Below are 17,475 nucleotides of genomic sequence, written 5' to 3' on the forward strand. Positions count from 1 at the left end.
AATGAAGACGACCAATACCCGCATGGGCCGCCTGGCGGCATGGTGTGGCGCGCTGGGCGCAGCCCTGTGGCTGGCCGGTTGCGCCGTGACGGACGTGGGCCGCGCGCCGCAGATGGCCGCCGGCGACACGGTTGCCGTGCTGCCGATCGTGAACTACACGGAAACGCCGCAGGCCGGCCTGCGCGCCGAGGCCATCGCCGAATCGCTGCTGAAGACCGGCGGCGTGACCAACCTGAAGCGCTATCCGGCGTCGCTGAACCCGGAAACGCTGTTCGAGCCGGCCGAGCGCGAGTCGGTGGGCAAGGCTTTGGACTGGGCACGTGGCGAGCGCGCGCGCTATGCGCTGACCGGTGCGGTGCAGGAATGGCGCTACAAGGTCGGTGTGGATGGCGAGCCGGCCGTGGGCATCTCGCTGCAACTGATCGACGTGGCCACCGGCCAGGTGGTGTGGTCGGCCACGGGCAGCAACGCGGGCTGGAGCCGTGAATCGCTGTCGGGCGTGGCCCAGAAACTGCTGCGTCGCCTGCTGGCGCCGCTGATGCAAGGTTGATACCGCAAGACAAAGGACAGGTGACAAGCGTGGCCAATTCCGCGGAACAAAGGCGCCAGGGGCAGGGCATCAGCCTTGGCGGGCGCTATGCGCGCTGGCTGGCGCCCGCGGGGAGCGGGGCGGCAGCCGTACTGGAAATGATCGTCGTGATGGTGGTGGCCATGGCCGTTGCCTGGGCGGTGCTGCCGCAGAACCCGCTGCTGCTGGACCTCGGTTTCCCGTGGGCCTGGCTGCTGCCCGTGATCCTGGCGCTGCGCTACGGCACGCTGGTGGGCGTGGGCGCGGTGCTGATGCTGCTGGGCGGCTGGTTCTTCTTCGGCAACCTGGGCGCGTACGCCACGCTGGCGTTCCCGCGGCTGTTCTATCTCGGCGGCCTGCTGATGGTGCTGGTGGCCGGGCAGTTCGGCGATGTCTGGAACACGCGCCTGGCGCGGGCCCGCGCGGTCAACCGCTATCTTGACGAGCGGCTCTCGGCGCTGACCAAGAACCACTACCTGCTGCGCATCTCGCATGCACGGCTGGAGAACGACTTGCTGGCGCGTCCGACCACGCTGCGCGACACGCTGTCGCAACTGCGTGCCGTGGCCATGCAGGACGTGGCGCGCGCCGGGCAGGTGCAGCGCCTGGCCGGCGCCCAGCCGATGCTGCAGGTGGTGGCGCAGGCCTGCCAGGTCGAGGCCGCCGCGCTGTATGCCGTCGACGGCGAGTCGATCCTGCCCGAGACCGTGGCGGCGATCGGGCCGAACTTCGCGCTCGACGTCAACGACCCGCTGGTGCGCCACTGCCTCGATACGCACGAGCTGGCCCACCTGAAGTCCAACGGCCTGCAGCAGGACGCCCAGACGCGCTACGTGGCCGTGGCGCCGGTGCTGGCCGGCGCCGACCGGCTGATCGGCGTGCTGGTCGTGGAGCGCATGCCGTTCCTGTCGCTGACCTACGAAAACCTGCAGCTGCTGATGGTGCTGATGGGCTACTACGCCGACGGCGTGGACCATGCCCGCGCTACGCACGGCATCCAGGAACTGGCTCCGGCCATTCCGTACGCGTTCGCGCTCGATTACGCGCGCCTGTCGCGCCTGCGCCGCGAAACCGGCATCGAAAGCTCGGTCGTGGCACTGGTGTTCGACCTCGACGAGGCGCGCGATGCGCTGTTCGAACAGGTGGTGCGCAGCCGCCGGGCGCTGGACGTGGCCTGGCCGGCAACCGGGGCGCAGCAGCGCGCCATGCTGACGCTGATGCCGCTGTCCGACAGCCAGGCGGTCTCGGCTTACCTGGTGCGGATCGAGGACATGCTGCGGGCCCAGTTCGGCACCGATTTCGCCAGCGCGCACATCGGCGTCTACACGCTGTCCGTGCCGGCCGCCGGCGCCGAGGATGCGCTGGTGCGCCTGCTGCACCGCTGCCATCTGGACGGCAACGCGGCCAGCGCCGCCCCCGGCACGCTTGCCGCGAATGGCGCCGCGCCGGCCGCCGGCCAGGCGCAGACCGGCCTGACGGGCTGAGGCCGGAGGGCCCACACATGGACACTGATACATGGGCAAGCTGACCATCGGCGGCACCGCCGTCCAGATCGCCGCGCTGTACCTGCTGCTCAAGGGCGGCACGGGACTGCCGCTGCTGCTCTCCTTCCTGGGATTGCAGGCGCTGGCCGCCGCGCTGCTCGGGCTGGCGCTGTGGCGCCTGCTGCCGCGCCGCTTCCGCACGCCGTTCGTGTGGAGCTACGCCTATCTGGCGGCGTTCTGCTTCTTCGTGCCGCTGGGCGGTACGCTGGTCTGCCTGGGCAGCCTGGTGTTCTCGAAGCTGTTCCGCGCGCAGGGCGACCGCGCGGGCATCGTCTCGGTGGCGCTGCCGCAGTTCGTCACGCACCTGATCCAGCGTGTCACGCACGGCGGCGGGGCGCGGCTGCGCGCCCAGCTTGGCAACACCCGGGCGCCGCTGCCCGAGCGCATGACCGCGCTCGTGGCCATGCAATCGATGCCCACGCGCACGGCCAGCCCGGTGCTGCGCGAACTGCTGGCCGACAGCACGGACGATATCCGCCTGCTGGCCTACGGCATGCTCGACGGTGCCGAGAAGCAACTCACCCAGCAAATCCTGGCCGAACTGCCACGCCTGGAGGCCGCCGACACGCCCCAGGCGCGCGGCGAGATCAACAAGCGCCTGGCTGACCTGTACTGGGAACTGATCTACCAGAACCTGGTGCAGGGCGACGTGTACCGCTACACGGCGAGCCAGGTGGAACGCTACGCGAGCGCGGCGCTCGAGATCGACGATTCCAATGCCGCGCTGTGGTACATGCGCGGCCGGCTGGCACTGAGCCGCAACGCCCCCGGCGAGGCGCGCCAGTTCCTGGCCCGCGCCGAGGCGCTGGGCTTTGCCAACGAGCGCGTGCTGCCGCTGCTGGCAGAGGCCGCCTACCTGGAACGCGACTACGCCGCGGTGCGCCGCCTGATGGCGGCATTCGACAGTCCTTCGCCGCTCCCGCTGGTGCGGCCCCTGCTGCGGTATTGGCAATCATGAGCGAGATTCTGGTCAAGGGGACGTCCGCCGACGTCATGTTGTTGCTCGAAGGCACCTTCCCGTACGTGAGCGGGGGGGTGTCGAGCTGGGTCAACCAGATGATCCGGGCGTTTCCGGACATCCGCTTCGGCATCGTCTTCATCGGCAGCCGCCGCGAGGACTACGGCGACATGGCGTACACGCTGCCCGACAACGTCGTGCACCTGGAAACCCATTTCCTGTACGACTTCCCGCCGCCGCCGATGGTGCACGGCACCTCGGGCGACGCGGGTGCGTTCGACCGTTCGGACCGCCTGCACGAACTGCTGCGCGAGCCGGGCAAGGAAGCCGAGGCCGGCGAGCTGATCCGCGAACTGATGCCGGCGCTGCGCGAGGGCGGGGCGCTGTCCGAGGACGCGTTCCTCTACAGCAAGCGCGCCTGGGAAACCATCACCAGCCAGTACCGGCAGTTCTGTACCGATCCGTCGTTCACGGACTACTTCTGGACCATCCGGATCATGCACAAGCCGCTCTGGCAGCTGGTGCGGATTGCCGACGGGCTGATCCCGGCCAAGGTCTACCACACGGTGTCCACGGGCTACGCGGGCTTTCTCGGCGCCATGCTGCGCCACCGGAACGGCCGCCCGCTGCTGGTCTCGGAACATGGCATTTATACGAAGGAACGCAAGATCGACCTGTTCCAGAGCCAGTGGATCCGCGACAACCGCAATATTTTCGAGCGGGACATCTCGCAGATCAGCTATTTCCGTGAACTGTGGGTGCGCTTCTTCGAAACGCTGGGCCGCGTCTGCTACGAGGCCGGCGACGAGATCACGGCGCTCTACGAGGGCAACCGCCGCCGCCAGATCGTGGACGGCGCGCTGGCCGAGCGCACGCGCAACATCCCGAACGGCATCAACCTGCCGCGCCTGTCCGCGCTGCGCGAGAAGCGCGCGCCCGGCGTGCCGCCGGTGCTGTGCCTGATCGGCCGCGTGGTGCCGATCAAGGACATCAAGACGTTCGTGCGTGCCATGCTGACCGTGGTGCGCGAGTATCCCGAGGCCGAAGGCTGGATTGCCGGCCCGGAGGATGAAGACCCGGAATACGCCCGCGAGTGCCGCAGCCTGGTGGAGAGCCTGGGGCTGGCCAGCAAGGTCAGGTTCCTGGGCTTCCAGAAGATCGACGAACTGCTGCCCAAGGTGGGCGTGCTGGTGCTGAGTTCGATCTCCGAGGCGCTGCCGCTGGTGGTGCTCGAAGGCTTCGCGGCCGGCGTGCCGTGCGTGACCACCGACGTGGGCTCGTGCAGCGAGCTGATCTTCGGCCTGCCGGGCGAGGATGCGGCGCTGGGCGCGGCCGGCGGGGTGGTGCGGATTGCCGATCCGGCGGCACTGGCCGACGCGGCGCTGAGCCTGCTGCAGCATCCGGACCGTTGGCACGCGGCCCAGGCGGCCGGTATTGCGCGCGTGGAGAAGTACTACACCCAGGAGCAGATGGTGGGCAGCTACCGCACGCTCTACACGGACCTGATGGCGATGCCCGACAACACGCGGCGCGACCGCGGCGCCGCACCGGCGCGTTGCCCGGTGCACCATGGCGCGGGCGCTCCGGCGGCCTCGGCGAACGACAAGGCGGGAGGACGCTGAGATGGCCGGTATTGGATTCGAACTTCGCAAGATGCTCCGGCGGGACAGCCTGTCGGGCATGCTCAGCGCCTACGCGTACGCCGGCGTCATCAGCTCGGGGCCATGGATCCTGTCGATCCTGGGCATCCTGCTGATCGGCCTGCTGTCGATCGGCTGGGTCGTGCCCGGCATGCTGATCACGCAGTTCCAGGTGTCGGTGACGTATTTGATAGCGTGCAGCCTGATATTGACCGGGCCCATGCAACTGTCGTTCACGCGTTTCACCTCCGACCGCCTGTTCGAGCGCCGCGCCGACCTGGTGCTGTCGAACTTCCACGCGGTGGCGCTGCTGGTGACCGGCCTGGCCGGCGCCATCGGCCTGGCATGCGCGGTCTGGGCGTTCCCCGAGCAGTCGGTGCTGTACCGGCTGCTGATGATCGCGGGCTTCGTGATCATGAGCAATATCTGGATCGCGGCGATCTTCCTGTCCGGCATGAAGCAGTACAAGGCCATCGTCTGGACCTTCTTCGTGGGCTACACGATCACGGTGCTGGCCGCGCTGGCGCTGCGCTCGCGCGGGCTGGAAGGGCTGCTGGGCGGCTTCGTGGTGGGCCAGCTCTGCCTGCTGGTGGGCATGATCACGCTGATCTACCGCAACTACACGAGCCACCGGTTCATGTCGTTCGAGGTGTTCCAGAAGCGCTATTCGTACCCGAGCCTGATCGCCATCGGCCTGTTCTACAACCTGGGCATCTGGCTCGACAAGTTCATGTTCTGGTACGCGCCGTCCACGGGCCAGCCCGTGATCGGGCCGCTGCATGCGTCGATCATCTACGACATTCCGGTGTTCCTGGCCTACCTGGCCATCATCCCGGGCATGGCCGTGTTCCTGGTGCGCATCGAGACCGATTTCGTGGAGTACTACGACGCGTTCTACAACGCGGTGCGCGGCGGCAGCTCGCTGGAGCACATCGAGGACATGCGCAACACGATGGTCCAGACCATCCGCCTGGGCCTGTACGAGATCGTCAAGGTGCAGGCCATTGCCTCGCTGCTGCTGTTCGTGATCGGCGGCTGGCTGCTGAACCTGCTGGGCATCTCGGAGCTGTACCTGCCGCTGCTCTACGTGGACGTGATCGGGGCCAGCCTGCAGGTGGTACTGCTGGGCGTGCTGAACATCTACTTCTACCTGGACCGCCGCCGCGAGGTGCTGCTGCTGACCGGCACGTTCGTGGTGCTGAACTTCGTGCTGACCCGCCTGACGCTCGAACTGGGCCCGGCCTGGTACGGCTACGGCTTCGCGGTCTCGCTGCTGATCGTGGTGGCGCTGTCGCTGTACCTGCTCGACCGCAAGCTTGACCGGCTGGAGTACGAAACCTACATGCTGCAATAGCCGCCGCCTGTTGTTGTGACGAAAAAGGCGCCCCGGTACCTTGCAGGTCCGGGGCGTTTTGCCGTAAACACGAAATAGCTGCGCCTGCAAGAGCGGCGCGGCGGGCCTGCAACAACGCCCGGGGTGGCTCCCCCCCAACGTAGCCTCGACGGGCCAAGGCGCATGCCGGTAACATGACGCCGCCGAGCCCGACACAGGCCGCAGTCATCAGAGGGAAGTAATGAGAATTGCCTCAGTGGAGGACGATGCCGCCCAGGCCGCGCAGATCCGCCAGTTGCTCGAGGAAGCCGGGTTCACCTGCGCCAGCTTTGCCACGGGATTCGCGTTCCAGCGCGCGCTGCGGGACCAGGCGTTCGACCTGGTCCTGATGGACTGGCACCTGCCGGACATCAGCGGCTATGAACTGGTCAGCTGGGTGCGCCAGCACTCGGGCCGGCTGCCGCCCATCCTGTTCCTGACCAGCCGCATCGACGAGGGCGATATCGTGGCCGGGTTGTCCGTGGGCGCCGACGACTACCTCGGCAAGCCGCTGCGTCCGGCCGAGTTCCTGGCGCGCGTGCGGGCGCTGCTGCGGCGCGCCTATCCGGACGCGGTGCAGGACGACGAACTGATCCGCCAGGGCGGCTACGTGGTGGACGCCCGCCGCCGTACCATCGCGCTGGCCGGGCAGCCCGTGGAGCTGTCGCCGCGCGAATTCGACCTGGCGCTGTTCCTGTTCCGCAACATGGGCCGGCTGCTCTCGCGCGACGTGGTGGAGCAGGCGGTCTGGGGCCGTGCCATGGACGCCGGCTCGCGCACGCTCGACACCCACATCTCCCGGCTGCGCATCAAGCTGGCGCTGCGGCCCGAACACGGCGTGCGCCTGAGTTCGGTCTACTCGCACGGCTACCGGTTCGAGGCGGCGGGCGCGGCCGATGCGTAGCGGCCGACGCGGGCCCGGCAGGTTCGCGGCGGCCTTCTTTCATCGCCGGACACGCATCGAATGGATGGTGCTGCTGGTGGCCGTGCTGCTGGTCACGGCCGTGGTGGCGCGTTTCGACTGGTTCGAACGCGCCGACCTGGCGATCCTCGATTTCTCGATAGCCAGCCAGCCGCGCCCGGTGCGCGGCGACATCGTACTGGTCACGATCGACGACGCCAGCATTGGCGCGGTCGGCCGCTGGCCGTGGCGCCGCTCGGTGCTGGCCGCGCTGGTAGACCAGCTGGCCGCCCAGCAGCCGCGCGTGATCGGCCTCGACGTGATCCTGTCGGAGCCCGATATCCGCTATCCCGCCGACGATGCGGCGCTGGCCGAGTCGATCCGCCGCGCCGGCAATGTGATCCTGCCCGTGGTGGCCGAGCCGGGACCGGCCGGCCCGGTCATGCGCCCCCCGCTGGACGGCCTGCGGACCGGCCTGGGCCACATCAACCTGATGCCGGACGCCGATGGCGTGGCGCGCGCCGTCTGGCTGCGCGAGGGCGATGCCGATGCCCGCCCATACTGGCAGTTTGCCGCCGCGATGGCCGCATTCGGGCAGGCGTCGCCGGCCTCGTCCGACTCGTTCCGCCATGAGGCCGCCTCGCGCGTGGACAGTGCCGGCTGGCTCAGCCAGGACCGGCTGCGCATTCCCTATGCCGGGCCGCCGGGATCGTTCACGCGCGTGCCGGTGCTCGACGTGCTGTCGGGCCAGCTTGGGCCCGACTACTTCCGTGGCAAGTTCGTGATCGTGGGCACCGTGGCCACGGGCCTGGGCGACGTATTCCCGACGCCGGTCTCGCGCCATGGCCGGGGCATGAGTGGCATCGAGGTCCAGGCCAACGTGCTGCAGGCGCTGCGGGAAGGCACCGGCATCGTGCGCGTGCCCGAACTGGCGGGCTGGTTCGCCACGCTGCTGCCGGTGCTGCTGGCGGCGCTGGCCGCCTGGATGCTGACGCCGCGCGACGCGCTGATCGCCGTGGCGGTGCTGGTGGCCGCGCTGATCGGCGGCAGCATCATGCTGGTGGGCAGCATGCAACTGTGGTTCGCGCCGTCCGCCGCCGTGTTCGGGTGCCTGCTGGTCTATCCGCTCTGGAGCTGGCGGCGCCAGGAGGCCGCGCTGCGCTTCCTGTCCGAGGAACTGGTGCGCCTGGGGCGCGAGCCGGGCCTGCTGGCCGCGCCGGCCCGCATCGACCACTCGCTCGACGGCCGCATGCAGGCGGTGTACGACATGACCGCACGGCTGCGCGACATGCGGCGGTTCCTGTCGGACGGGCTGGAAAGCCTGCCCGAGGCCACCCTGATCTGCAATCTCGACGGCGGCATCCTGGTGGCCAACCGCCGCGCCGTGGCGCTGGTGCCGCCGGTGCTGCAGGGCATCAATGACATGCCGCAGCCGGCCGGGCTGGGCGGGTTGGCGGGCGGCTACGGCACCGCGCCCGACGACGAGGGGGGCTACGACGATGGCTACGGCGGCCTGGACCGCCCCGGACTGCCCGATGTGATCGAGACCCTTTTTCCGGTGCCCGGCCCCGGGCTGGCCTACTGGGACGCGCTGTGCGGCGCGCTCGATGCCGATGGGCCGGTGATGTCGTCGTCTGACTCCCACGGCGTGGAACTGGCCACCGAGGACGACCGCCGCTACCTGCTCCATGGCGCGCCGCTGCACGGCGAGGCGGGGCGCCCGGCCGGCGTGATCGTCAGCCTGGTGGATATCACCACGGTACGGCGCGCCGAGCGGCAGCGCGAGCAGACGCTGCACTTCCTGTCGCACGACATGCGCTCGCCCCAGGCATCGATCCTGGCGCTGATCGACATGCAGTCGCGCGACACTCGGGCCTTGCCCGAGCCCGAGCTGCTGGGCCGCATCAGCGAGCACGCGCACCGCACGCTGGCGCTGGCCGACGATTTCATCCGGCTGGCGCAGGCCGAATCGCAGAACCTGGTGTTCGCCGACGTGGAAATGACCGCGCTGGTGCTCGACGCCACCGACGAGATGTGGGCGCTGGCCCGCACGCGCGGCATCGAGCTGGAACTCGATCTCGACGCCGAAGGGGTGGTGCTGCGCGCCTCACCGATGCTGCTGGTGCGCGCCATCGCCAACCTCGTCAGCAACGCCATCAAATTCAGTCCGCCGGGCGCCCCGGTACAGGTGCGCCTGCACCGGCTGGGGCCCTATCTCGCCATCGAGGTGACCGACCACGGCCCGGGTATCGCACTGGAAGACCAGGCGCGCCTGTTCCGCCCGTTCAGCCGCGTGCACGCGCAGGGCAGCGATGCGCCATCGGGCAGCGGGCTGGGACTGGTCTTCGTGAAAACCGTGGCCGAACGGCACGGCGGACGCGTGGTGCTCAGGAGCGGCGTGGGCGAGGGCGCCACGTTCTCGATCTGGCTTCCGCTGCGCAACCGCGCGGGCTGAGCCGACACAATTGTTGGCAATCGCAGGCTGAAAAATTGCCTACGATCTGTCGAGCCACGGACACCGCATCCGCTGGCATTTTCGCGTCCGCACCGTGCCCCGGTGCGGGCGCTTTTTTGTTTTGGGCCGGGGGGGGAGGGGCTGACTACTTCGCCATCCCCGGCGCCGGAGCCGGCGTTGCCGGCGTTGCCGGCTCGGCGGGCGCAGGCTCCTCGTCATCGTCATACGTCGGCAGCGCATCGTCCCCGTCGCCCAGCAGGTACTGCCGGCGCTGGGTATAGGCGTCGCGCACGAACGCGTACTTGTCCAGCGCGGCCTGCGAGAGCAGGTCGGTGGCGCCCAGCATGTTGGCGCGCACGTTGATCACGTTGATGCCGAACATCGTGTTGCGCCAGGCCGGGTCGAAATAGTGCGCCGGATCGAGATAGAAGCTACCCGCCAGGCCAATGCCGTCGCGGACCGAGCTGGGGCCGAACAGCGGCAGCACCAGGTACGGGCCGGCCGGCACGCCGTAGTAGCCCAGCGTCAGCCCCAGGTCCTGCGAGTGGCGCGGAATGCCCGCCGCCGTGGCGATATCGATCAGGCCGCCGATGCCCAGCACGGTGTTGATCGCCACGCGCATCAGCGTCTCGGCGGCGGCCACGCCCTTGCCCTGCAGCACGTTGTTGGCAAAGTTGCCAACGTCCGAGAAGTTGGCGAAGAAATTGGTCACGGCAATGCGCGCCGGCTCGGGGGTCACGTACTGGTAGCCCTTGGCCAGCGGCTGGGCCACGTAGGTGTCTACCTTGTCGTTGACCGTGAAGATCGCCCGGTTCATCGGTTCGAGCGGGTCCTGCGGGTTGGCGTTGGGGCCGGTGGCGCAGCCGGCGGTCAGGGCGCAGAGCGCGGCGGCGGCCAGCGCGCCGTTCAGCCGGGGCGCCGCGGCGCGGGATTTGACGTTGCGGGAGAGCATGGTGAGACGTTTGGTCTTTCGGGTTCTTGTAACGGAGACGGCGCGGCACTCACCGCGGAGATTTGCCGGAATCGGCTCCTGCAGACTTATCGGCAGATTGTGCCATGGTCGTAGCCACCGTAAGTGGGGGAAGAGACGGACCCAGCGGCTCCCCGCGCCCCGGCAGCTCGCGCCGGGGGCGGCCCATCAGGATGGGCTGGAAGAACACCGCGCCGGCCAGCGTGCAGACCAGCGCCAGCGCCAGCAGCTTGCCCATGCTGGCGGTGCCGGGATGGTGCGACAGCCAGAGGCTGCCGAACGCGGTGGCCGTGGTGGCGGCACTGTAGAGCACCGCGTGGGTCAGGCTCGACTGCAGCAGCTTGGTCTTGCCATGGCGCCAGGCAATCACGTAGTAGATCTTGAACGCCACGCCGATGCCCAGCAGCAGCGGCAGCGCAATGATGTTGGCGAAGTTCAGCGAGATGCCAAAGACCACGCACAGTTCCAGCGTGACCAGCCCCGAGACCAGCAGCGGGATCAGCGTGCGCACCACGTCGCCCACGCGCCGCAGCGTGATCCACAGCAGCACCGTGATCGAGATCACGGCCCAGACGCCGGCGTGGATGAACGCGGTCATGATCGTGTCCGCCGAGCCCTTGATGGCGATCGGCCCGCCCGTGGCGTCGGGCTGCACGCGCGCCATCACGGCCAGGAAGTGGTCGAGCGCGGCCTCGCGGGCGGCGTCGTTGTTCGCGCCCGGCGGCGGCAGTTTCGGGCTGATGTTGACCAGCGCCTGGCCATCGGGCGCCAGCCAGTCGCGCGCCAGTTCGGGCGGCAGCGTCTGGCGGGTCACGGTCTCCGGTTGCAGCGCGCGCTGCAGCGAGGCCAGCGCCAGGCGCAGCGGCAGGGCGATGGCCTGCTCGGCGCGGTCGCGCATGGCCGGCGTGGCATCGGCCAGTTGCTTGAGCGCGCGGGACAGATGCTCGGCCGAGGCGGCACCGAGGCCCGGATGGTCGAGCGCGGCCAGCGACAGCTGGCGCGAGGCATTGCGCAGCGCCGCCACGCGCAGCGCATCGCTGGCCGGGGCGCCGGTCGGCTGCGTGAGCACCGGCATCAGCGTCTTGGACAGCGCGGCGATGGTGGCCAGCTTGGGCGCCTGGTCGTCGGGGATGAACGTCTTCAGCGTGACCACGCGCTCGACCTCGGGCAGCTTGGCGAGCCGTGCCGCGATCTGCTCGGCGTCCTTGAGCGAGGGGGCGAGCACCTTGATGTCGTCGGTGCCGGCCTGCGGGGCGTCCTTGAGCGCCAGCAGCGTGGCCATCGACTCCGAATGCGGATCTTTCAGGTGGAGCGGGTCGAAATCGAAGCGCAGGTGGGGCAGCAGCGGGGCGCCGGCCACCAGCACGAACAGCACGCCGACGAGGGTGCCCTTGCGGTGGCGCTCGAAGAACGCGTCGGCCGGGGCCAGCCAGCCGAAGCCCGGCATTTCCTTCTCGCCCGGCGGCGCCAGCACGCGGATCAGTGCCGGCAGCGTGGTGAACGTGGTGGCGAACGCGACGAACATGCCCACGCCGGCGATCTTGCCCAGTTCGGCCACGCCACGGTAGTCGGTGGGCAGGAAGCAGAAGAACGCGGCGGCCGTGGCGGCGGCGGCCAGCGTGAGCGGCCCGGCCACGTCGCGGGCGGCCAGCGTCAGCGCCTCGTTCAGGTCGCCGTGCTCGCAGCGCTCGGCGCGGTAGCGCACGCCGAACTGGATGCCGAAATCGACGCCAAGCCCGACGAACAGCACCGCGAACGCCACCGAGATCATGTTCAGCGCGCCCACCATCAGCAGGCCCAGCGCCGCCGTGATGATCAGCCCGGCAATCAGGCTGACCAGCACGGCCGTGATCAGGCGCGCCGAGCGCAGCGCCATCCACAGGATGCCGATCACCACCAGCAGCGTCAGGATGCCGTTGAGCGCCGCGCCCTCGCTGACCGAGGCGAACTCGTCGTCGGCCAGCGGCTGCGGGCCGGTCAGGCGCACCTGGGCGTTGTAGCGCTCGGCCAGCTTGAGCTTGCCGGCGGCGGCGCGGATGGCGTCGCTGGCGACGGCGCCGGCCTTGAGGTCGCTGAAATCGAGCACCGGCGACACCGTGACGAAGCTGAACGCGCGGCCATCGGCATTCGGCTTGAGGCTGTCGTCGACGAGCCCGGCCCACGACAGTGCCACGGGCTTGTTGGCCAGCACGCCGTCGACGGTCTTCGCGCTCTCAGATAGTAGTTTGTCCATATCGGACAGCTTCACCTGCCCGAGCTGCAGCGGCAGTGCCAGCGTGGTGGTGAGCAGGTCCGAGAGGCCGCGCAGCGTGGGATCGCGGGCCAGGTTGTTCAGCAGCGGGCGGGCCTGCGTGAGCTTGTCGGCCATGTCGTCGACGCTGGCCTGGCTGGCGAACAGCAGCCCGTTGCGCTCGAAGAACGGCCCGGCGCCGGGCTGGCTCACGGCGTTGAAGCGGTTCGGCTCCTGGCGCAGCGCGGTGGCCAGCTCGCTGGCGGCGGCATCGGCCAGTTCCTTCGCCGGTGCCTGCACCACGGCCAGGATCATCTTGTCGCGCTGCGGAAACGCGGCGCTGATCGCGGCGTCGTTCCGCGCCCACGGGGCGTCGGATTCCAGCAGGCGGCTGATATCGGTATTGATGGCGAAATTGCGTGCCGCGTAATAGCCGGCTGCGGCGGTCAGCAACAGCGAGATGCCGATCACGAGCCAGGCGTGAACGGTGGCGAATTTGACGGTGCGAACGAGCAGCGGTCTGATCATGGGTCCTGTGTCTACGGCGCCCGCTGCGGCAGAAGGTACGGCGGATGTGTGGCGGACGTACGGGGGGCGTGCGCGGGCGGCAACCGGAGTATAGCGGCTGGAAGGCGGTTGGCGCCTCCCGCGCCGCCCGGCGGACCGCGCGATCCGCTATATACTGGCCCGACTGGCCAGCCCGGCCGCAGTGCATCGATACGTCATGAACCGTTACGGAATGTTCCCCGCCGCCATCATCGCCCCCATTGCCGCCGTGGCCATGGTCGCCGTGGTGTCCCCCGCGCACGCCCAGGCCAGCGCGTCGCCCGACAAGCTCGTGCAGTCGGCCGTCGAAGGCGTGATCACCAAGATCAAGACCGATCCCGAGACCCGCGCCGGCGATCTTGCAAAAATTACCGCCGTCGTCCAGCGCGACTTCCTGCCTTACACCGATTTCGGCCGTACCACGCGCCTGGCAGTCGGCAATGCATGGAAACAGGCCACGCCGGAGCAGCAGAAACAGCTCCAGGAGCAGTTCACCGCGCTACTGGTGCGCAGCTACGCGATCTCGCTCTCGCAACTGCGCGAGCAAAGTCCCAAGTTCACGTACAAGCCGGCCCGCAGCGGCAACAACGCCAACGACGCCGTGGTGGCCACGCGCGTGCTGAACAACGGCGACGAGATGCTGATCGACTACCGCCTGCAGAAAGGCGCCGACGGCTGGAAGATCTACGATATCAACATGATGGGCGCCTGGCTGATCGAGGTGTACCGCAAGCAGTTCGCGGACATCGTGGCGCGGGATGGCGTGGATGGGCTGATCAAGTATCTGACCAGTCACAACAGCCGGTGAAGTAGGGGGGTGCGCCCCTCTCCCGCATGGCGGGAGAGGGGAGTCCAACAACTCAGTGAGCTTGCGCCGCCGCCTGGGCCTTTTCCGCCCGGCTGCCCTGCACCTTCTTCAGGTTGCCGATCTCGGCCAGCTTGATCTCCACGTGGCGCGAGAACACGTAGTCGGCCGGGCGCTGGTTGTCCAGCGCGATGTCCGGGGCCATCGGGCCATCGGTCTTCACGCCGCGCAGCGTCACGCCAAGGGCCTTGAGCGGGTGCGAGAACGTGTCGGCCACGGCGGTGGCCTCGAAACCGCTGTGCACCATGCAGTCGGCGCACTTCTCGTAGTTGCCAACCCCGTAGGCGTCCCAGTCGGTGCCTTCCATCAGTTCCTTGAACGTCTTCACGTAGCCCTCGCCCACCAGGTAGCACGGACGCTGCCAGCCGAACACGGTGCGGGCCGGGTTGCCCCACGGCGTGCACTTGTAGGTCTGGTTGCCGGCCAGGAAGTCGAGGAACATCGTCGACTGGCTGAACGCCCAGTTCTTGCCCGCACGGCCACGCGACAGGATGTCGCGGAACAGTTGCTTGGTCTTGTTGCGGTTCAGGAAATGCTGCTGGTCCGGCGCGCGCTCGTAGGCATAGCCCGGCGACACCGTGATGCCGTCCACGCCCATGGCCTTGACCGAGTCGAAGAACTTCGCCACGCGTTCGGGCTTGGCGTCATTGAACAGCGTGCAGTTGATGTTGACCCGGAAGCCGCGCTCCTTGGCCAGGCGGATGGCCGCCACGCACTTGTCGTAGACGCCTTCCTGGTTGACCGAGTGGTCGTGCATCTCGCGGTCGCCGTCGAGGTGGATCGACCACACGAAGTACGGGCTCGGCTCGTACTGGTCGATCTTCTTCTCCAGCAGCAGCGCGTTGGTGCACAGGTAGACAAAGCGCTTGCGCGCCATGATGCCGCGCACGATCTCGGGCATGTCCTTGTGCAGCAGCGGCTCGCCGCCGGCGATCGACACCACCGGTGCGCCGCATTCGTCCACCGCTTCCAGGCACTCGGCCACGGACAGGCGCTGGTTCAGGATGGGGTCCGGATAGTCGATCTTGCCGCAACCGGAGCAGGCCAGGTTGCAGCGGAAAAGGGGCTCGAGCATCAGGGCCAGCGGGTAGCGCTTTTGCCCGGAGAGATGCTTGCGTGCGATGTAGGCGCCTACGCGGGCGACCTGCAGAAACGGGATGGCCAAGGGGGTGCTTCCTGTTAGGTTCAGCTTTTTCGCTTCAGCCGGCTACCGTGTGGGCAACCAGCCGGGCGTCACTGATTTCAGTGGTCTTCCTGGCCCCTGGGGCCAGCGTTGCATCGGCGAGTTCAGCCGGGAGGCGGAATTCGGCATGTTCCTCGATCCCTTCCATGGTCGAAATCTCGACCGGACCAAGGCGGCGCAGGGCCGCGATGACGTCTTCCACCATGCTTTCGGGCGCCGAGGCGCCCGCGGTAATGCCTACGACGTTCGCGTCCCGCACCCAGCCGGGGTCGAGTTCGCTGCCGTCGGCGATCAGGTAACTCGGCACGCCGCTCTCGGTGCCGATCTCGCGCAACCGGTTCGAATTGGAACTGTTCGACGCGCCGATCACGAGAATGACGTCCACACGCTGCGACAGTTCCCGTACCGCGCTTTGCCGGTTCTGCGTGGCATAGCAGATATCGCGCGTATTCGGGCCCACCAGATTGGTGAAACGCCTGCCGAGCGCCGCAATGATATTACGGGTGTCGTCCACCGACAACGTGGTCTGGGTAATATAGGCGGCCGGAGCATCGGCCGGCAGGTCCAGCCGGGCCACGTCGGCTTCGCACTGGACCAGATGGACCGGCGCCGGGATCTGGCCCATCGTGCCGACCACCTCGGGGTGGCCGGCATGGCCGATCAGGATCACGTGGCGCCCCGCGGCGGCGTACTGGCGGCCCTGGGTATGGACCTTGACCACCAGCGGGCATGTGGCGTCGAGTGCATGCAGCTCGCGCCGGCGCGCTTCGGCCACGATTTCGCGGGAAACCCCGTGGGCGCTGAAGATGGTGACCGCGTCATCGGGCACTTCGTCCAGCTCCTCGACGAAACGTGCGCCTTTTTGCCGCAACCCGTCGACCACATGCTTGTTGTGGACGATCTCGTGTCGGACATAGACCGGCGCGCCATACTTGAGCAGGGCGCGGTCGACGATGTCGATCGCCCGGACGACGCCAGCACAGAAGCCCCTGGGCTGGGCAAGGATCACCTGCATCGAGACGGCCCCCCGACCCACTTGTGAAGATTCAAAAACATTATTGTCTGGTATTCCCAGCATCACTTTGCCGGTTACGGTGGGTACTATATACCGGGTCGGATTTTCATGTTTGCGCGTTGGCTCCTGCCAACAATTACATTTTGGCGTAAAGGCATGCCAATTTTGTCGGGTTATCGCCGCTTTCCATGGCATTGTCGCCAAACTCGCAACTATCGTCTCCAGGGGATTTGAAATTCAGAATTGCATTCTCGTGACAGGGGCCTCGGGCTTCCTCGGTTCGTCGGTCATGCGCCAGGCGCTGGAACGCGGTTTCCAGGTGCGGGTGCTGGTTCGCGCCACCAGTCCGCGCGCCAACCTTGCCGGCCTGCCGGTGGAGGTGGTGGAGGGCGACATGCGCGACCGCGCCTCGATGACGCGCGCCATGGCCGGCGTGCGCTACCTGTTCCATGTGGCGGCGGACTACCGGCTCTGGGCGCCGGACCCCGAGGACATCGTGCGGGCCAACGTGGACGGAACGGTGACCACCATGGAAGCGGCGCGCGACGCCGGCGTGGAGCGCATCGTCTACACCAGCAGCGTGGCCACGCTGCGCGTGGCTGGCGCCACCGGGCCGGTGGATGAAACCGCCGCCATGGCGGGCCATGAGGCCATCGGCGCCTACAAGCGCAGCAAGGTGCTGGCCGAGCGCGAGGTGGAGCGGCTGGTGGCAGAGGGACTGCCGGCCGTCATCGTGAATCCGTCCACGCCGATCGGCCCGCGCGACGTGCGCCCGACGCCAACCGGCCGGATCATTGTCGAGGCCGCCACGGGCAAGATCCCGGCCTTCGTTGACACCGGCCTGAACCTGGCCCATGTGGACGACGTGGCGAACGGTCATTTCCTGGCGCTGGACAAAGGCCGCATCGGGGAGCGCTACATCCTAGGCGGGCAGGACGTGCTGCTGCGACAGATGCTGGCCGATATTGCCGGGATGGCGGGACGCAAGGCGCCCACCATCGAACTGCCGCGCTGGCCCCTCTATCCGCTCGCGCACGTTGCCGAAACAGTGGCCCGCTTCACGAAAAAGGAGCCGTTCGTCACCGTTGACGGCCTGAAGATGTCGCGTTACCGGATGTTCTTCACTTCGGCCAAGGCCCGGCAGGAACTGGGCTACGCGCCGCGCCCCTATCAGGAAGGGTTGCGCGACGCGCTGGGCTGGTTCCGCGACAACGGCTACCTGAAATAG

At 68.3% G+C, this 17,475-nt stretch carries 13 protein-coding genes; 9 read left to right on the forward strand and 4 right to left on the reverse strand.

The annotated features are described in order from the left end of the window. Nucleotide 1: 1 nt before the first annotated feature. The 7 genes from EV147_RS18570 (at nucleotide 2) to EV147_RS18600 (ending at nucleotide 9,438) form a co-directional block, all read left to right on the forward strand. Complete coding sequence (locus EV147_RS18570) at nucleotides 2-550, forward strand: penicillin-binding protein activator LpoB (RefSeq protein WP_130392708.1); 549 nt, start codon at nucleotides 2-4, stop codon at nucleotides 548-550. 20 nt (nucleotides 551-570) lie between these two features. Beyond that, a complete protein-coding gene (locus EV147_RS18575; protein WP_407923259.1) occupies nucleotides 571-2,052 on the forward strand; it encodes a PelD GGDEF domain-containing protein in 1,482 nt (493 codons plus the stop codon). Between the two features lie 31 nt (nucleotides 2,053-2,083). Beyond that, complete coding sequence (locus tag EV147_RS18580; protein ID WP_130392710.1) at nucleotides 2,084-3,070, forward strand: tetratricopeptide repeat protein; 987 nt, start codon at nucleotides 2,084-2,086, stop codon at nucleotides 3,068-3,070. Continuing rightward, nucleotides 3,067-4,692 (forward strand): GT4 family glycosyltransferase PelF, encoded by a 1,626-nt coding sequence (pelF, locus tag EV147_RS18585; protein WP_130392711.1) that lies wholly within the window; start codon nucleotides 3,067-3,069, stop codon nucleotides 4,690-4,692. Before EV147_RS18580 ends, pelF begins: the two co-directional genes overlap by 4 nt. Nucleotide 4,693: 1 nt before the next feature. Continuing rightward, nucleotides 4,694-6,064: an exopolysaccharide Pel transporter PelG gene (gene pelG / locus EV147_RS18590; RefSeq protein ID WP_130392712.1), complete on the forward strand. Its 1,371-nt coding sequence runs from the start codon at nucleotides 4,694-4,696 to the stop codon at nucleotides 6,062-6,064. A gap of 220 nt (nucleotides 6,065-6,284) precedes the next feature. Continuing rightward, on the forward strand, nucleotides 6,285-6,986 hold the full coding sequence (locus tag EV147_RS18595; RefSeq protein ID WP_130392713.1) for a response regulator transcription factor: 702 nt from the start codon (nucleotides 6,285-6,287) through the stop codon (nucleotides 6,984-6,986). Then, nucleotides 6,979-9,438 carry a CHASE2 domain-containing protein gene (locus tag EV147_RS18600; RefSeq protein ID WP_130392714.1) on the forward strand — a complete coding sequence of 820 codons (2,460 nt, stop codon included), beginning with the start codon at nucleotides 6,979-6,981 and terminating at the stop codon, nucleotides 9,436-9,438. Before EV147_RS18595 ends, EV147_RS18600 begins: the two co-directional genes overlap by 8 nt. Before the next feature lie 145 nt (nucleotides 9,439-9,583). Here EV147_RS18600 and EV147_RS18605 read toward each other — a convergent pair whose 3' ends face one another. Then, complete coding sequence (locus EV147_RS18605) at nucleotides 9,584-10,390, reverse strand: MlaA family lipoprotein (RefSeq protein ID WP_130392715.1); 807 nt, start codon at nucleotides 10,388-10,390, stop codon at nucleotides 9,584-9,586. A gap of 49 nt (nucleotides 10,391-10,439) precedes the next feature. Further along, nucleotides 10,440-13,166 carry a hopanoid transporter HpnN gene (gene hpnN / locus EV147_RS18610; RefSeq protein WP_130392716.1) on the reverse strand — a complete coding sequence of 909 codons (2,727 nt, stop codon included), beginning with the start codon at nucleotides 13,164-13,166 and terminating at the stop codon, nucleotides 10,440-10,442. Nucleotides 13,167-13,362: 196 nt separating this feature from the next. Between hpnN and EV147_RS18615 the strand changes: the two genes are divergently transcribed. Continuing rightward, the gene (locus EV147_RS18615; protein WP_130392717.1) at nucleotides 13,363-13,992 is read left to right on the forward strand and encodes an MlaC/ttg2D family ABC transporter substrate-binding protein; all 630 of its coding nucleotides are present in this window, start codon (nucleotides 13,363-13,365) and stop codon (nucleotides 13,990-13,992) included. Nucleotides 13,993-14,044: 52 nt separating this feature from the next. On the opposite strand, the gene hpnH is transcribed toward EV147_RS18615, so the two are convergent. Together hpnH and ispH are read right to left on the reverse strand one after the other, a co-directional pair. Continuing rightward, nucleotides 14,045-15,214: an adenosyl-hopene transferase HpnH gene (gene hpnH / locus EV147_RS18620; protein WP_130392718.1), complete on the reverse strand. Its 1,170-nt coding sequence runs from the start codon at nucleotides 15,212-15,214 to the stop codon at nucleotides 14,045-14,047. Nucleotides 15,215-15,248: 34 nt separating this feature from the next. Further along, the gene (gene ispH, locus EV147_RS18625) at nucleotides 15,249-16,247 is read right to left on the reverse strand and encodes a 4-hydroxy-3-methylbut-2-enyl diphosphate reductase (protein WP_130392719.1); all 999 of its coding nucleotides are present in this window, start codon (nucleotides 16,245-16,247) and stop codon (nucleotides 15,249-15,251) included. Nucleotides 16,248-16,482: 235 nt separating this feature from the next. Between ispH and hpnA the strand changes: the two genes are divergently transcribed. Continuing rightward, entirely contained in the window at nucleotides 16,483-17,475 is a 993-nt protein-coding gene (gene hpnA / locus EV147_RS18630) for a hopanoid-associated sugar epimerase (protein WP_130392787.1), read from the forward strand.

The sequence above is a fragment of the Cupriavidus agavae genome (assembly GCF_004217045.1).
In the GTDB taxonomy this organism is placed as follows: Bacteria; Pseudomonadota; Gammaproteobacteria; order Burkholderiales; family Burkholderiaceae; genus Cupriavidus; species Cupriavidus agavae.

What these genes read in the sequence shown, in the direction of transcription:
- EV147_RS18570 (WP_130392708.1), top strand. Translation starts at nt 2, where the DNA reads ATGAAGACGACCAATACCCGCATGGGCCGCCTGGCGGCATGGTGTGGC.
- EV147_RS18580 (WP_130392710.1), top strand. Translation starts at nt 2,084, where the DNA reads ATGGGCAAGCTGACCATCGGCGGCACCGCCGTCCAGATCGCCGCGCTG.
- pelF (WP_130392711.1), top strand. Translation starts at nt 3,067, where the DNA reads ATGAGCGAGATTCTGGTCAAGGGGACGTCCGCCGACGTCATGTTGTTG.
- pelG (WP_130392712.1), top strand. Translation starts at nt 4,694, where the DNA reads ATGGCCGGTATTGGATTCGAACTTCGCAAGATGCTCCGGCGGGACAGC.
- EV147_RS18595 (WP_130392713.1), top strand. Translation starts at nt 6,285, where the DNA reads ATGAGAATTGCCTCAGTGGAGGACGATGCCGCCCAGGCCGCGCAGATC.
- EV147_RS18600 (WP_130392714.1), top strand. Translation starts at nt 6,979, where the DNA reads ATGCGTAGCGGCCGACGCGGGCCCGGCAGGTTCGCGGCGGCCTTCTTT.
- EV147_RS18605 (WP_130392715.1), bottom strand. Translation starts at nt 10,390, where the DNA reads ATGCTCTCCCGCAACGTCAAATCCCGCGCCGCGGCGCCCCGGCTGAAC.
- hpnN (WP_130392716.1), bottom strand. Translation starts at nt 13,166, where the DNA reads ATGATCAGACCGCTGCTCGTTCGCACCGTCAAATTCGCCACCGTTCAC.
- EV147_RS18615 (WP_130392717.1), top strand. Translation starts at nt 13,363, where the DNA reads ATGAACCGTTACGGAATGTTCCCCGCCGCCATCATCGCCCCCATTGCC.
- ispH (WP_130392719.1), bottom strand. Translation starts at nt 16,247, where the DNA reads ATGCAGGTGATCCTTGCCCAGCCCAGGGGCTTCTGTGCTGGCGTCGTC.